Source organism: Streptomyces sp. NPDC029296, assembly GCF_055569255.1.
Genome location: NZ_JBVHXT010000024.1, coordinates 114520 through 128617 on the forward strand (window position 1 = coordinate 114520; position 14098 = coordinate 128617).

Here is a 14098-nt window from a genome sequence, read left to right on the forward strand (position 1 = left end):
AGCTCGCGTAGAGGGATGGTCATGTGTCTACCTAGAGATGCTCTTGTCTTGGCAAAGGGCGTCGAGACGCGTGACCCACCCTGCCCGCGTCACCCACCCACAGAAGGAGCCGGACCTTGACTTACGGTAAGAAGCTGCGCGAGAGCATCGCCGGGCCCGGGACAACACCGCTGATCGGCGTGTACGACATGTACTCGGCGTCGATCGCCGCCAAGCACTACGACGGGATGTTCGTCTCGGGCTTCGGCTTCGCGGCCTCGTACTACGGGCTGCCCGACATCGGGTTCATCGCCTGGCCCGACATGGTGGCCTTCGTCCAGCGGCTGCGCGGCGCGTTCCCGCACCACCACCTGCTGGTGGACATCGACGACGGGTACGTGGACCCCGAGGTCGCCTGCCACGTCGTGGAGGGGCTGGAACGCATCGGCGCCTCCGGGGTGATCCTGGAGGACCAGAAGCGGCCCCGCCGCTGCGGCCACGCCGACGGCAAGCAGGTGCTGCCCCTGGACGAGTACCTGGAGAAGCTGGAGAAGGTCCTGGAGACCCGCAGGGACCTGGTCGTCGTCGCCCGTACGGACGCCACCGACGAGCACGACATCCTGCACCGCGCCGAGCGGCTGGCGGCCACCGACGCCGACGTCGTGCTGGTCGACGGGGTGCGCAGCGTCGAGTGGATCAAGCGGATCCGCGAGGTCGTCGGGGACAAGCCGCTGCTGTTCAACCAGATCGCCGGCGGCAAGTCCCCCCGCCTGTCCCTCGGCGAACTGTCCGACCTCGGCGTGGACGTCGCCATCTACAGCACCCCGTGCCTGTTCGCCGCGCACGAGGCGATGGACTCCGCGCTCGCCGGCCTCAAGGCGGCCGACGGCCGGCTGCCGGAGGTCGACCCCGCGAGCGGTGTGGGGGTGAAGGCCTCCACCAGCCTGCTGGAGCGCAACATCGCCCGTGAGCGGCTCGTCCCCGAGGGCGTGGGCGTGTGATCCGTGCCGTCTCCGGGCTCGGGACGGCCGCGGCGGTCGCCGCCGCGCTCCTCGGGGCCGGTGCCGCGCCGGCCGCGGCGTCCGACAGCCTGATCACCGTGATCGACAACTCGGAGGCCGACTCCTGGCTCGAGGTCGACCGCACGGCCAACCTCCAGGCCGGCAGCGGCACCGCCGGCAGCGACCACGACGGCAGCGCCGTGGACGTGGTGGAGGCCCTCTTCACCGGTCCCGACCAGGACGACGAAGACTGAGCGGGACGGACGACGGCCGGGCACCTCCTCGCGGGGGATGCCCGGCCGTCGTCGTGTGACGCGTGCCGGGGCTCAGTCCTCCCCGGTGTCGGGACGGCCGTTCTCGTCGAGCTCCACGTCCTCCTTCGGGTCGTGCTCGTCGCCGGGCGAAGCGGCGGGCGAGGCCACGGTGGCGCGCTGCTGTCCGGGGGCGAGGGTGTGCCGGGCGGCATGGGCCGTGCCGTAGGCGGTGGTCAGGGCGACTGCGGCCACGGCGAGGGCCGTGGCGGTACGCGTGCTGTGGTTCATGCCCGGCCAACGACCCCCGCGGGGACGGGGTCACCGGACGAGGGGCCGACGCGCCGGGGGCGTCACGCGGATGGCCGCTCCGCGGTGACGGGCGCGTACGCGGTGGGGCGGCGCGGCGCCGGCGGGGCCGTGCTCGCCCGCCGTACCAGCCGGGTCGACAGCTCCGTCCGGGTGCCCTCGGGGCGGTCGCCGTGTGTCATGCGGACCAGCAGCCGCAGCGCCGTGGCCGCCATCTCCGCCAGCGGCTGGCGGACGGTGGTCAGCGCCGGTGCGGCCCAGCGGGCCTCGGGCAGGTCGTCGAAGCCCACCACGCTCATGGCGTCGGGCACCCGCACCTCCCGCTCCGCGAGCGCCGTGTACACCCCGAGCGCCATCCGGTCCGAGCACACGAAGACGGCCGTCGGCGGCTCGGGCAGGTCCAGCAGCTCGTGGGTGCGCAGCCGGGCGGTGGACTCGTCGGAGTCCGCGTGCCGCACGTACTCGGCGCGGTACCGCACGCCCGCCGAGGCGAGTGCCGAGCGGTAGCCGGCCAGCCGGGCCTCGCCGGCCATCGTGCGCCGGTGCGCGGCGATCACCCCGATCCGCTCGTGGCCCAGCTCCAGCAGATGTTCGGTCGCGCACACCCCGCCCTGCCAGTTGGCCGCCCCGACCGACACCACGCCGGCCGGCGGCTCGTGGGCCGGGTCGATGAGCACGTAGGGAATGCGATGGTGGTCCAGCCAGGCGTACTGCGCGGCGGACAGCTCCGCCAGGTGGAACAGCACCCCCGAGGAGCCGCGCGCGGTCAGCCTGTCCAGCCACCCCTGTTCCGGGCGGGCGTCCCGGCCCCGGGCGGGCGCGGCCGACACCACCACGTCCAGGCCCTCCTCGTACGCCGCCGCCTCCACCCCGTGCAGCACCGCGCCCGACCGGGAACTCTCCAGCGAGCGCAGCACCAGGTCCACCAGGCCCGGTGCCCGGGCCGCGTCGAAGCGCGGGCGGCGCACATAGCCGAGCCGCTCCAGCGCCTCGGTCACCCGGCGGCGGGTCTCCGGCGCCACGTCCTCACGGCCGTTGACCACCTTCGACGCGGTGGGCACGGACACGCCCGCCTCCCGGGCCACCACCGCCAGCGTCGGCCCGGCCACCACGTTCCCACCCCGCGCACGGACCATAGCGAACCGCCTCCCTCCGGCCCGCCCGTGGGCCGTCGACACCTGCGACCGACGCGCTGTCGCGGCCGGTACGGATCGCCGACCACGGACAGAAAGCGCTTCCTACGATAGGTGGGCCTCAACGCGGCGGGAAGACGAACGAGCCGGCCGCCCGGTGGGAGGGTCCGGGCGGCCGGAGCTTTCGAGGAGGCCGGGCGGATACACACGGTACGGACTCGGGCACGTAACGTCATCGGCGCCCGGTGTCGTTGTTCGACCAGGGGGCGCCGCCGAGGGCGCCCGTTCTCTCCCGCGCGCCGACCGGTGCTCCCCCCGGTGCCCCGGTGCCCCGTGCTCCCCCGGCGGGGCACGTTCAGCCCGCGTCCAGCGCCCGAGCGATCTCCCCGATGCTCCGCGGACCCACCCGGCAGCACCCGCCGATCAGCCGCGCGCCCGCCTCCCGCCACGCTGTGACCCGGTCCGCGCCGAACGTCGTACCGCCCCGCCAGGCGCGTGCCCCGGCGTCCCAGCCCTCGCCGCTGTTGGGGTAGACCACGACCGGCTTGCCGGTGACGCGCGCCGCGATCTCCACGGCGGGCTCCACGTCCCCGGGCGCGCAGCAGTTCACGCCGACCGCGATCACCTCCTCCGCGTCGGCGGCGAGGGCGAACGCCTCCGCCAGGGGCTGGCCGGCCCGGGTGCGGGTCCCGTCGACCGTGTACGACAGCCAGGCCGGCACCCCGAGCCCCCGCACCGCCCGCAGCAGCGCGGCGGCCTCGTCGGCGTCCGGCACCGTCTCCAGCGCCAGCACGTCCGGCGCGGCGGCGGCCAGCGTCTCGAGCCGGGGCCGGTGGAACCGCTCCAGCTCGGCCACGCCCAGCCCGTAGCGGCCCCGGTACTCGGAGCCGTCCGCGAGCATCGCCCCGTACGGCCCGACCGAGGCCGCCACCCACAGCGGGCGCCGGATGCCGGTGTCCGCCGCACGCCGGGCCGCCGTGCGGGCCAGGTCCACGCTGAGCGCGAGCAGCCGCGCCGCCTCCGCGCGGCCGACGCCGCGCTTGCCGAAGCCCTCGAAGGTGGCCTGGTAGCTGGCCGTGATCGCCACGCTCGCCCCCGCGCGGAAATAGGCGAGGTGCGCCTCGGTGACCGCCTCGGGCCGCTCGGCGAGCAGCCGCGCCGACCACAGCTCGTCGCTCAGGTCGTGCCCGGCCGCCTCCAGTTGGTTGGACATGCCGCCGTCGAGCACGACCGTCCCGGCGGCGAGGGCGTCGGCGAGGCTGGGGGAGGTGTCGCTGGTCATGGTCACGACGCTAGTCGAACCGGAAGGGGGCCGGACGGGGAGTCCACGCGTCCGCCCCATTGACCCTCCCGTGGGCCGCCCTTACCTTTTCGGCGTTCGTAATCACAGATGCTGTACGGAATATCGAACAACAGAGAGGTAGCCCGCATGAGCCGCGATCACGACCTGCCCGACTCTCCCGGCCGCAGGGTGGTGCTCAAGGGCGCCGCGCTCGCCGCCGGTGCCCTGGCCGTCACCCCCGGCCTCGCCCAGGCGGCCCCCGCGCGGGCGGCCGAGCCGAAGCCGCACCCGGGGAACCCGAAGCCGGCCCCGTACGTGAACCCCCTCGTCCTCCAGCGCGCCGATCCGCACATCACCCGCCACACCGACGGCGCGTACTACTTCACGGCGACCGCCCCCGAGTACGACCGCATCGTCCTGCGCCGCTCCCGCACCCTGAACGGGCTGTCCACGGCCGCCGAGTCGGTGATCTGGCGGGCCCACGCGACCGGTCCGATGGCCGCCCACATCTGGGCGCCCGAGCTGCACCGCATCGGCGGCAAGTGGTACGTCTACTTCGCCTCGGCCCCCGCCGAGGACGTGTGGGCCATCCGCATCTGGGTGCTGGAGAACGCCCACGCCGACCCCTTCAAGGGGACGTGGGTGGAACGGGGGCAGATCAAGACGGCCTGGGAGACCTTCTCCCTGGACGCCACCACCTTCCAGCACCGTGGCACCCGCTACCTGGTCTGGGCCCAGCACGAGCCCGGCATGGACAACAACACGGCCCTGTGGATCTCGGAGATGGCCGGCCCCTGGACCCTCACCGGCCCCCAAGTGCGCCTGTCCACGCCCGAGTACGACTGGGAGTGCGTCGGCTACAAGGTCAACGAGGGCCCGTCCGTCCTCCGGCGCAACGGCCGGATCTTCCTCACCTACTCCGCCAGCGCCACCGACTGGCACTACTGCATGGGCCTGCTGACCGCCGACGCCCACAGCGACCTGCTGGACGCGCGCAGCTGGGCCAAGTCGCCCGTCCCGGTGTTCACCGGCAACGACGCCACGGGGCAGTACGGCCCCGGCCACGGCTGCTTCACCGTCGCCGAGGACGGCCGTACCGACGTCCTCGTCTACCACGCCCGCCAGTACAAGGAGATCACCGGCGACCCGCTGCACGACCCCAACCGGCACACCCGGATCCAGACGCTCGGCTGGAAGCCGGACGGCACGCCGGACTTCGGTGTCCCCGTGGCCGACACCGTGCCGGAAGGAGCGTGAGATGAGGCGCGCGTACGCCCTGCTGCTCGCCCTGTGCTGCGCCCTCGCCGCCGCCCTGGCGACCGCCGGACCCGCCCAGGCGGCACCGCGGACCGTCGCCAACGGCACGCAGTTCACCGACACCTCGGGCAATTTGGTGCACGCCCACGGCGGCGGGGTGATCAAGGTCGGCGGCTACTACTACTGGTTCGGCGAGGACCGCGACAGCGACAACACCTTCCGGTCCGTGGACGCCTACCGCTCCGCCGACCTGCGCACCTGGGAGTTCCGCGCCCGCGTCCTCACCCGGACCTCCGCCGCCGAACTGGCCACCGCCTACATAGAACGCCCCAAGGTCGTGTACAACGCGGCCACCGGGAAGTTCGTCCTCTGGATGCACAAGGAGAACGGCACCGACTACGGCGAGGCCCGCGCCGCCGTCGCCGTCTCCGACACGGTCGACGGCAGCTACACCTACCGGGGCAGCTTCCGCCCGCTCGGCCAGTACATGTCCCGCGACCTGACCACCTACGTCGACACCGACGGCACGGCCTACATGGTCTCGGCCGCCAACGAGAACCGCGACCTGCACATCTACCGGCTCACCGCCGACTACACCGGCATCGCCGGCCTGGTCGCCAACCCCTGGCCCGGCGGCCACCGCGAGGCACCGGCCCTGTTCAAGCGGGGCGGCACGTACTTCATGCTCACCTCGGGCGCCACCGGCTGGAACCCCAACCAGCAGCAGTACGCCACCGCCGGCTCCCTCGCCGGCCCCTGGACGTCCTGGAAGAACGTCGGCGACTCCACCGCCTACGGCTCCCAGACCGCCTACGTCCTTCCCGTGCAGGGCACCTCGGGCACCTCCTACCTGTACCTGGGCGACCGCTGGGGCGACTCCTTCGGCGGGAAGGTGAACGACTCCCGGTACGTGTGGCTGCCGCTGGCCTTCCCGACCGCCACCACGATGACCATGTCCTGGTATCCGGAGATCACCGTCGACACCACGGCCGGAACCGTCACGGGCACCTCGGCGGCCTACAGCACGCTGATCGCGCGGCACAGTTCCAAGTGCGCCGACGTGCCGAGTCAGTCGCTGTGGCAGGGGGCCGCGATCAGCCAGTACACCTGCAACGGCGGCGCCAACCAGAAGTGGTGGTTCAAGGACCTCGGCAACGGCTACCGCGCACTGGTGGGCCGGGGCAGCTCCCTGTGCCTCCAGGAGAACGCGGGTGGTGTCACCCAGGAGAACTGCACCGGCGCCACCGGCCAGCAGTGGTCGGTCACCGCGTCCGGCTCGTACGTCACCCTCGCCTCCCGCGTGAGCGGGGAGTGTCTGGACGTCTCCGGCGGGTCCACCGCCGACTCGGCCGCGATCATCACCTACGCGTGCAACGGTGCGGCCAATCAGCAGTGGACACGCGGTAGCTGACAAACCGTCAGGCGAGGAGGTCGATGGCGTCGACGGCCGTACCGGCGCTGAGGAAGCCCGTCGTCCCCGAACCGCTCACCACGTCGATCCGCAGCACGTTGTACTGGCCGGTGTCCGTGCGCCAGGCGGCGGCCGGCACGCTGTAGGTGAAGGTGTGGTTGTTGCCCCGGTACGAGCCCACCGTCAGGGAACGGGTGGCCGGCTGGGCGGGCGGGGAGGGGATCGCCGAGGTCCAGGTGTCGTTGACCGTGACCTGCGGCCGGCCGTTGGCGTAGGCCGTCGTCACGCCGATCCGCAGGGTGTGCGCGGCGGCGGCCTGTGCGGCGGTGAGCCGGAAGTAGACGAGCAGGCCGCTGTTGACGCCCTTCCACAGGTAGCAGGGGAAGCCGGACGTCTCGGTGCCGCTGCCGATCACCACGTTCCCGGTCCAGGGCGCGGCCCGCACGTCGGACGGATGGGCGTACGTCATCAGGTCCGCGTTCTTGAATCCGCTCGGGGTGCCGTCCCAGTCCCCGATCCGCCAGATCGCGCTCGCCCGGGACGGGTCGTTGGACGAGGGGATGGTGAGCGTGTTCAGCGTGGTCGTCGTGCCCGCCGTGACGGTCACCTGGGCGCTGTGGATGGCCAGTTCACCCTTGTAGACGGTCAGCGTGTACGTGCCGGGCAGCACGCGGGAGACCGAGAAGTACCCGTCCGAGGCGCGCGCCGGAGCCCAGTACTGGGCCGAGGGGCCGGCCAGGCCCACGGTGTACGGGTACGCCGGGTCCCGCCCCGCGATGCCGACCCCGGCGACACGTCCCCGGCCGCTGTCCGGCACGTAGCCGGCGATGCCCAGGGAGTCGGCCCACGGGGTGGTCAGCGTGCCGGGGTACAGGGCGGCCGGGGGCGGCCCGCCGTCGGTGAACGCGATGACGTACGGGCCCTGGAGGCCGTAGCGCTCGGGCTCCGTCTGGTTCTCCCCGTAGTAGAGGATCTCGTACAGACCGCCGCCGTCGGCGCTCTGGTGGCGCAGCAGCGACCGGTAGAAGGGGCCGCCGGAGGCCTTCTCGTGGTTGCCGCGCACGATCCACAGGCCGACGCCGCCGGCGGACCAGCCGGTGTAGTCGTAGTCGACGACCCGCAGCTTGGAGTAGTGCTTGGAGCGGGTCTGCCCGTCGGACTTCGCGAACACGTCCGACGCCTCGACGGTGCTGGTCGTGTAGGTGTAGGAGTCGGGCTGGTCGTTCAGGAACAGGCCCGCCCTGACGCGCAGGATGAAGCGGGTCGCGCTGACCGAGGAGTCGGCCTTGTTGGTCCACACATAGACGTGGTCCTCGCCGCTGCGGGCCGCGTAGTAGTGGCGCAGCGTGCCGTGGGTGACGGAGATCAGGATGGTGGAGCCGGACCGGGCCAGCGTCACCGTGGAGCTGCCGAGGCCGGACTCGATGTGCGAGTTCTTGCCGCCGTAGCCCTGGTACTCGGTGCCCTTGTAGACCAGCGAGGTCAGGTCGCCGGTGGACTTGGAGACCTTGAAGACCAGGGCCGCGCCGGTGTCGACCACGTAGTTCGTCCCGTCGTCGCGCCAGCCGAAGCCGGCGGCGACGGCGGCACCGGCGAGCGGACCGGCGAGGGCGGCCGAGCCGGCGACGGCCGCGGTGCCGGCCACGAAGGCGCGGCGGGTGACCGCGCGGTCGGGGGATCCGGGCATGGGGGTGCCTCCTTCGGGAGGTCCGGGATGTGCGGGTGACTGGCAGGGTGGCAGTTGAATCGTTTTCGCGAAAGGGCTTCCACGCGGGCCGGGCCGGCGATCGCGGGAATTGGTCCTCGGGTCTAGAAAGCGCTTGTCAGCAAGCGGTAGCGTCCAGCCGCCGGACCTTGCCGACCGCCGAGGAGCCCCAGTGAGACGTTTCACCGCCCTGCGTGGCGCCGCCCTTGCCGCCCTCGCCCTGGGCACGGCCCTCACGGCGGCCCCCGCCCGGGCCCACACCGGCCGGCCGCCCGGCATCGACCACTGCACCGCCACCGCCTGCCACTTCGACGTCCCGCCGGGTGCCTACGACGTGACCGTCCGGCTCGGCGCCGCCACCGCCTCCGCCACCCGCGTCACCGGCGAGACGCGCCGCACGCTGCTGCCGGAGACCGCCGTCCCGGCCGGCGGGCACGCCACCCGGAGCTTCACCGTCGACGTCCGCACCCCCGAGGGCGAGCCGACCGGACCCGGCGGAACCCCCGGCCTGGACCTGGTGCTCGGCGGCTCCGCACCCGCCCTCGACGCCATCCGGGTCACCCCGGCCCGGCACCCCCGCCGGATCCTCCTCGTCGGCGACTCCACGGTCTGCGACCAGCCCGCCGCCCCCTACTCCGGCTGGGGCCAGCAGCTCCCGCAGTACCTGCGCGAGGGCCTGTCCGTCGCCAACCACGCCGACTCCGGCGAGAGCACGGTCACCTATCTCCGGGACGCGCGGCTGTGGGCCGCCGTCCAGCCGCTGATCCGCCCCGGCGACCTCGTCCTCGTCCAGCTCGCCCACAACGACAAGACCACCGACGGGGCCACCTACCGCGCCAACCTGGAGACCCTGGTGGCCGGCGTCCGGGACCGGGGCGGCGTACCGGTGCTCGTCACGCCCGTCGTGCGCCGTTGGTTCAACGCCGACGGCACCCTGGACAACGACACCGCCCTGCTCGTCAACGGCCTCGGCGTCGACCACCCGGCCGTCATCCGCTCGGTCGCCGCCGCCGAGGACGTCCCCCTGATCGACCTCACGGCGAAGACCAGGCGACTGGTGGAGTCCCTCGGCCCGGAGGGCTCCAAGGCGCTCTACCTGTACAACGAGAAACGCGACAACACGCACACCTCCGAGCACGGCGCCACCGTCTTCGCGGGCCTGGTCCGCGACGAGCTGCTCGCCCGGCACCTGGTCCCCGCGGGCCGGGTACGGATGGAATGAGGCCCCGGGGCGCCCCGACCGGAACCGGGGCGTCCCGGGTTCCCGCCGAGGAAGGACAGCCACCGCCGTGATCGAACTTCCCGCCGACGACCGCGAGTCCAGCCCGTACACCGGCTACACCCGCGCCCACTGGGAGGCCGCCGCCGACGGCCTCCTCGCCGCCGTCGAGCCGTACGCGACCCCCGACCGCGCCCTCTATCACCTCCCCGGCGACCACGTGAGCCACTCCGGCCGCCTCTCCGACGGCCTCGAGGGCTACGCCCGCACCCTGCTGCTGGCCGCGTTACGCCGCGACGAGGCCGCCCTCGGCCGGTACGCCGACGGCCTCGCCGCCGGGCCGGGCGGGGTCTGGCCCCGGATCACCGACCGGAGCCAGCCGCTGGTGGAGGCCGCCTCGATCGCGCTCGCCCTGCGGCTGACCAGGCCGCTGCTGTGGGACCGGCTGGCCGACGCCGTGCGCCAGCGCACCGCCGACTGGCTGGCCGACGCGCTCACCGCCGCGCCCTGGCCGTGCAACTGGGAGCTGTTCCCGGTCACCGTCGGCGGCTTCCTCGCGGAGATCGGCCACCGGCAGGAGGCGGCGCGCACCGCGATCGACCGGGGCCTGGAGCGGATCGAGACCTGGTACGTGGGCGACGGCTGGTACACCGACGGCGACGGCCGGAAGTTCGACTACTACAACGGCTGGGCCATGCACCTGTACCCGGTCCTGCACGCCTGGCTCGCGGGCGACACCGGCCTGCTCGCCCGCTACGGCCACCGGCTCTCCCGCCATCTCGCCGACTACGCCCGGCTGTTCGGCGGCGACGGCGCCCCGCTGCGCCAGGGCCGCTCCCTCACCTACCGGTTCGCCACCACCGCCCCGCTGTGGCTGGGCGCGCTGAGCGGACACACCCCGCTGCCCCCGGGACAGACCCGGCGCCTGGCCTCGGGTGCCCTGCGGTACTTCCTCGACGGTGGCGCGGTCGACGCGCGCGGCCTGCTCCCGCTCGGCTGGCTCGCCCCCGGCACCTCGCTCGTGCAGAGCTACTCCGGCCCCGCCTCGCCCTACTGGGCGAGCAAGGGCTTCCTCGGCCTGCTGCTGCCGCCCGGGCACGAGGTGTGGACGGCACCGGAGGAGGCGGCCCCCGCCGAACGCGCCGACGCGGCCCACCCGCTGCCCGCCCCCCACTGGCTGCTCCAGTCCACCGCCGCGGACGGCGTGGTCCGGCTGCACAACCACGGCAGCGAGGACGTCCGGTACGACCCCTGCTACACCCGGCTCGCCTACTCCACCGCCACCGCGCCCGACGCGTCGTACGACAACAGCGTGATCGTCGGCGGTGATCCGGGGCGTACGGGCATCGAGCCGCTCGGCATCGGCGAGGGCTGGATCGCCTCCCGGCACACCGTGCGCGCCGGGACCACCGTCACCAGCCTGGTGGCGGTGCGCGGCGCCGTGGAGGTGCGGGCCCATCTGGTGGCGGGCGCGGCCCCCGGGACCCCGGTCCGGGTGACGGGCTGGCCGGACGGGGACGGGGTGAACGCCGAACTCGTCCCGCTGCACGGCCTGTCGGCGGAGCTGACCGGGGCCGTCCGGGCGGACGGCGGCCCCACGCTCTTCGTGGCGCTCGCCCGGCTCACCGGGGAGACGGGCCCCCGGCCGCTCGCCGAACTGGTGTCCGTGACGGTGCGGGAGGACGACCGGGAGGTACGGGTGGACCGGCCCGGCGGCCGGGCCGCCGCCTTCCGCTTCGCGGACGGGGACACGGGGTGGTCGGTGGCACCACGGTGACCGGGGAAGCGGACGCTCCGGCGCGCACCGACCGTCCGGGCCCCGGCAGGGCCGTGCCACCGGGCGGGACGACCCCCTCCTACGCCGGCGTCCGGGCGCTCGGCCGCAGCGTCCCGGTGAGCCGGTCCGCGAACTCCACCGGGTGGTCCAGCGTGCCGAGATGCCCGCCCGGGAACTCGGCGAGCGCACTGCCCAGCCGCTCGGCGAGGGCCTCGGCCGTGCGGTGCAGGAGCCGACCGCGCGAGTCGGCGCCGAAGGCGAGCGTGAGCCGGCCCGGGGGCGGGGCGGCGGCGGGCACGTACGCGGTGAAGGGGCGCAGGACACGGGCCAGGAAGACGCCCGTCGGGGTGGCCGACGGGCCCTCGGCGGGCGGCCGTCCGGCCCCCTCCAGCTGCTCGATCAGCTCCGTCCGGCGCGCGTCCCCGTCCGGCAGGACCGTCACGCACGGCGGTTCGTGCGCGACCGCGTGCGCCACCCGCCCGGGGTGACGCGCCAGCAGGTCCAGGGCCGCGATGCCGCCCGAGCTGGTGCCGAACACATACGCCGGCTCGCCCGCCGGCGCGACCGCGTCCAGCACCCGCCGCGCGCCCTCGCTCCAGTCCGCGACCCGCTGGTCGCCGCCCGGCCGCCCGAGCCGGCCGTGCGCGAGGCCCAGCGGGTCGTACGTGACCACGGTGAACCGCGCGGCCAGGCGCTCGGTGAGCGGCCCGAGGCCCATCGGGTGCCCGGCGCCGCCCGGCAGGAGCAGCAGCACCGGTCCCCGGCCCGTGATGTCGTGGTACGGCGTGTCAGTCATCGCTCTTCCCCTCCCGGGGCCAGTGGGTGAGGGCCAGGTGCAGGGCGTCGACCGCCTTGTCCCAGGAGGCACGTGCGTCCCGGTCCGCGCCGAAGCCGCCCGCGCCCTCCAGGACGCAGTAGCCGTGGAACGTGCTGCGCAGCAGGCGCACCGCGTCCGTCAGGTCCGGTTCCGCGAGGCCGTAGCCGCGCAGCATGCCGTAGGTGATCTCGGCGGTGCGGCGCAGCGCGGCGGAGTCCGCGATCAGGGCCTGGTCGATCCGGATCTGGGTGGCCGCGTACCGGCCGGGGTGCGCCAGGGCGTAGTCCCGGTAGGCGCCGGCGAACGCCGTCAGCGCCTCCTTGCCCGCCCGGCCGGCCACGGCCGCCGCGATCCGGTCGATCAGCTCGCCGCCCGCGTACAGCGCGAGCCGGGTGCGCAGGTCCTGGAGATTGCGCACGTGCGAGTACAGGCTCGCGTCCTTGACGCCGAAGCGGCGGGCCAGCGCCGAGACGCTGAGCTTGTCGAATCCGGCCTCGTCCGCCAGCTCCGCCGCGGCCGCCACCAGCCGCTCGACGGTGAGTCCCGCCCGGGCCATGGGCCACCTCCCTTGAGTTCCAAGGGCACAGCCTAGAGCATCTAGGAAAGCGGCGCGTCAGGTGATCGGCGCGTACAGCACTCCCAGCTTGTCGACCTCGTCGCCGGAGCGGCCGGTGAAGCCGACGATCTGCCAGCCGGCCGGGGCGGTGAGGGTGGTGCCGTCGGCGGTCGCGGTGCCCGCCGAGAGCGTCCGGCCCCGGTCGGTGGTGAAGGCGGCCGAGAAGACCCGGGTACGGCCGTCCTTCCGGCCCTCGGTGAGCCGGACCGAGGTGAGGTGCTCCCCGGCGGCGAGGGTGAGCGAGACGGGCGTGCCGCCCGTGCCGCCGTGGCCGAGGACCGGACCGCCGTCGTGGGTGAGGGACACGGCGTCCAGACGGGCGGAGCCGCGCAGGGTGAGGGTGCGCGGGGCGGGCGCGGCCGGCAGGTCGTCGGCGTCGTTGAAGGCCGTGCCGTGCGGTCCGCCGACGAAGTCGCTCGCCCGGAGCCCCGGGGCGGGCGTGTAGGAGAAGTCGACGGTGTGCGGGAAGTGGTCGGAGAGGTTGCCGCCGGACGCGTCCAGGAACTTCGCCCACTCGTCGTGGTAGCGCGTGGCGGTCAGGGACAGGAGGGGGCCGCCGCGGTAGAGCACCTTGTCGACCACCTCGCAGTCGTCGGGCGGCGCGGACGCCGGGCACAGCAGCGGATCGGCGCCCTGCGCGGGGGCCTTGCCGCCCTTGACCAGCCGGACCCAGGCGTCGGTCAGGCCGTTGTCGTCGACGAGGGTGCGGATGGTGTCGCCGGCGCGGGTGTAGCGGGTGTTGGTGTCGCCCATCACGATCACCGCGTTGCCCGCCGAGTTGTCCCGGACGAAGGCCGACAGCTGCGCGATGTTGGCCCGCCGGGCGGCCAGGGCGTCGGCGCTGTCGTCGGCGTTGGTGTGCACGTTGTACAGGTCGACGTAGACGCCCTCGGCGAGCCGCACCCGGGCCAGGGTGAAGCCCTTGGGGGTGAGGCAGTTGGTGCCGGTGCAGTCGTTCCACCGCACCCGCTCGAAATCCTGGAGCGGGTAGGCGGACAGGGTGTTGAGGCCGTCGCCGATGCCCGCGCCGCCGCTGGTCGCCGTGCGGTGGGGGTGGTGGTCGCCGGCGTAGAGCGCCGCGTGGTAGTTGAAGTCCTCCTGGACGTTGACGATGCCGTAGTCCGCCAGCCGGGGCGAGATCAGCGGGGTGTTGACGGCCGGATGCCCGGAGCTGAGGCCCTCGGGCAGTCCGGCCACGTTGTACGTCAGGACACTGAAGGTCCCCGAGTCGGCGGCCTGTGCCGTACCGGCGGAGGCGGACAGCGCGGAGGCGGTCAGCAGGCCGGCGGCGAGGGTGCCGAGGAGTCGTCCCATGGGTCGCATGCGACCCATGGTCACGCC

13 protein-coding genes are annotated in these 14098 nt (G+C 73.9%); 6 read left to right on the top strand and 7 right to left on the bottom strand.

Annotated elements, in window-relative coordinates; genetic code table 11:
* Positions 1-116: 116 nt before the first annotated feature.
* The gene (locus ACZ4W9_RS22025) at positions 117-980 is read left to right on the top strand and encodes an isocitrate lyase/PEP mutase family protein (protein ID WP_467938330.1); all 864 of its coding nucleotides are present in this window, start codon (positions 117-119) and stop codon (positions 978-980) included.
* Positions 977-1234 (top strand): hypothetical protein, encoded by a 258-nt coding sequence (locus ACZ4W9_RS22030; protein ID WP_467938332.1) that lies wholly within the window; start codon positions 977-979, stop codon positions 1232-1234. The genes ACZ4W9_RS22025 and ACZ4W9_RS22030 overlap by 4 nt, the downstream gene beginning before the upstream one ends.
* A gap of 72 nt (positions 1235-1306) precedes the next feature.
* Here ACZ4W9_RS22030 and ACZ4W9_RS22035 read toward each other — a convergent pair whose 3' ends face one another.
* The 3 genes from ACZ4W9_RS22035 to mmuM form a co-directional block, all read right to left on the bottom strand.
* Positions 1307-1522 carry a hypothetical protein gene (locus ACZ4W9_RS22035; RefSeq protein ID WP_467938334.1) on the bottom strand — a complete coding sequence of 72 codons (216 nt, stop codon included), beginning with the start codon at positions 1520-1522 and terminating at the stop codon, positions 1307-1309.
* 62 nt (positions 1523-1584) lie between these two features.
* Positions 1585-2676 carry a LacI family DNA-binding transcriptional regulator gene (locus ACZ4W9_RS22040; protein ID WP_467938336.1) on the bottom strand — a complete coding sequence of 364 codons (1092 nt, stop codon included), beginning with the start codon at positions 2674-2676 and terminating at the stop codon, positions 1585-1587.
* A gap of 352 nt (positions 2677-3028) precedes the next feature.
* A complete protein-coding gene (gene mmuM, locus ACZ4W9_RS22045; RefSeq protein ID WP_467938338.1) occupies positions 3029-3955 on the bottom strand; it encodes a homocysteine S-methyltransferase in 927 nt (308 codons plus the stop codon).
* A 147-nt stretch (positions 3956-4102) separates the two neighbouring features.
* On the opposite strand from mmuM, the gene ACZ4W9_RS22050 reads away from it, so the two are divergent.
* Positions 4103-5212, top strand: coding sequence for a glycoside hydrolase family 43 protein (locus ACZ4W9_RS22050; protein ID WP_467938340.1), 1110 nt, complete (start codon positions 4103-4105; stop codon positions 5210-5212).
* A 1-nt stretch (position 5213) separates the two neighbouring features.
* Positions 5214-6623, top strand: coding sequence for an RICIN domain-containing protein (locus tag ACZ4W9_RS22055; protein WP_467938342.1), 1410 nt, complete (start codon positions 5214-5216; stop codon positions 6621-6623).
* Positions 6624-6630: 7 nt separating this feature from the next.
* Here the strand turns inward: ACZ4W9_RS22055 and ACZ4W9_RS22060 are convergent, their stop codons facing one another.
* Positions 6631-8310, bottom strand: coding sequence for a rhamnogalacturonan lyase B N-terminal domain-containing protein (locus tag ACZ4W9_RS22060; protein ID WP_467938344.1), 1680 nt, complete (start codon positions 8308-8310; stop codon positions 6631-6633).
* A 190-nt stretch (positions 8311-8500) separates the two neighbouring features.
* Between ACZ4W9_RS22060 and ACZ4W9_RS22065 the strand changes: the two genes are divergently transcribed.
* Positions 8501-9550, top strand: a complete 1050-nt coding sequence (locus ACZ4W9_RS22065; RefSeq protein WP_467938346.1) for a rhamnogalacturonan acetylesterase — start codon at positions 8501-8503, stop codon at positions 9548-9550.
* Between the two features lie 70 nt (positions 9551-9620).
* On the top strand, positions 9621-11324 hold the full coding sequence (locus tag ACZ4W9_RS22070; protein WP_467938379.1) for a DUF2264 domain-containing protein: 1704 nt from the start codon (positions 9621-9623) through the stop codon (positions 11322-11324).
* Between the two features lie 79 nt (positions 11325-11403).
* On the opposite strand, the gene ACZ4W9_RS22075 is transcribed toward ACZ4W9_RS22070, so the two are convergent.
* Genes ACZ4W9_RS22075 through ACZ4W9_RS22085 form a run of 3 tightly spaced genes read right to left on the bottom strand, consistent with a single transcriptional unit; the run spans position 11404 to position 14071 of the window.
* Positions 11404-12120 carry an alpha/beta fold hydrolase gene (locus ACZ4W9_RS22075; protein ID WP_467938348.1) on the bottom strand — a complete coding sequence of 239 codons (717 nt, stop codon included), beginning with the start codon at positions 12118-12120 and terminating at the stop codon, positions 11404-11406.
* Positions 12113-12697, bottom strand: a complete 585-nt coding sequence (locus ACZ4W9_RS22080; RefSeq protein WP_467938350.1) for a TetR/AcrR family transcriptional regulator — start codon at positions 12695-12697, stop codon at positions 12113-12115. Before ACZ4W9_RS22080 ends, ACZ4W9_RS22075 begins: the two co-directional genes overlap by 8 nt.
* Positions 12698-12754: 57 nt before the next feature.
* Complete coding sequence (locus ACZ4W9_RS22085; RefSeq protein WP_467938381.1) at positions 12755-14071, bottom strand: jacalin-like lectin; 1317 nt, start codon at positions 14069-14071, stop codon at positions 12755-12757.
* Positions 14072-14098 lie beyond the last annotated feature (27 nt).

Coding starts and splice junctions, on each gene's coding strand:
- ACZ4W9_RS22060 (WP_467938344.1), bottom strand. CDS start 8,310: ATGCCCGGATCCCCCGACCGCGCGGTCACCCGCCGCGCCTTCGTGGCC.
- mmuM (WP_467938338.1), bottom strand. CDS start 3,955: ATGACCAGCGACACCTCCCCCAGCCTCGCCGACGCCCTCGCCGCCGGG.
- ACZ4W9_RS22085 (WP_467938381.1), bottom strand. CDS start 14,071: ATGGGACGACTCCTCGGCACCCTCGCCGCCGGCCTGCTGACCGCCTCC.
- ACZ4W9_RS22040 (WP_467938336.1), bottom strand. CDS start 2,676: ATGGTCCGTGCGCGGGGTGGGAACGTGGTGGCCGGGCCGACGCTGGCG.
- ACZ4W9_RS22050 (WP_467938340.1), top strand. CDS start 4,103: ATGAGCCGCGATCACGACCTGCCCGACTCTCCCGGCCGCAGGGTGGTG.
- ACZ4W9_RS22035 (WP_467938334.1), bottom strand. CDS start 1,522: ATGAACCACAGCACGCGTACCGCCACGGCCCTCGCCGTGGCCGCAGTC.
- ACZ4W9_RS22075 (WP_467938348.1), bottom strand. CDS start 12,120: ATGACTGACACGCCGTACCACGACATCACGGGCCGGGGACCGGTGCTG.
- ACZ4W9_RS22080 (WP_467938350.1), bottom strand. CDS start 12,697: ATGGCCCGGGCGGGACTCACCGTCGAGCGGCTGGTGGCGGCCGCGGCG.
- ACZ4W9_RS22055 (WP_467938342.1), top strand. CDS start 5,214: ATGAGGCGCGCGTACGCCCTGCTGCTCGCCCTGTGCTGCGCCCTCGCC.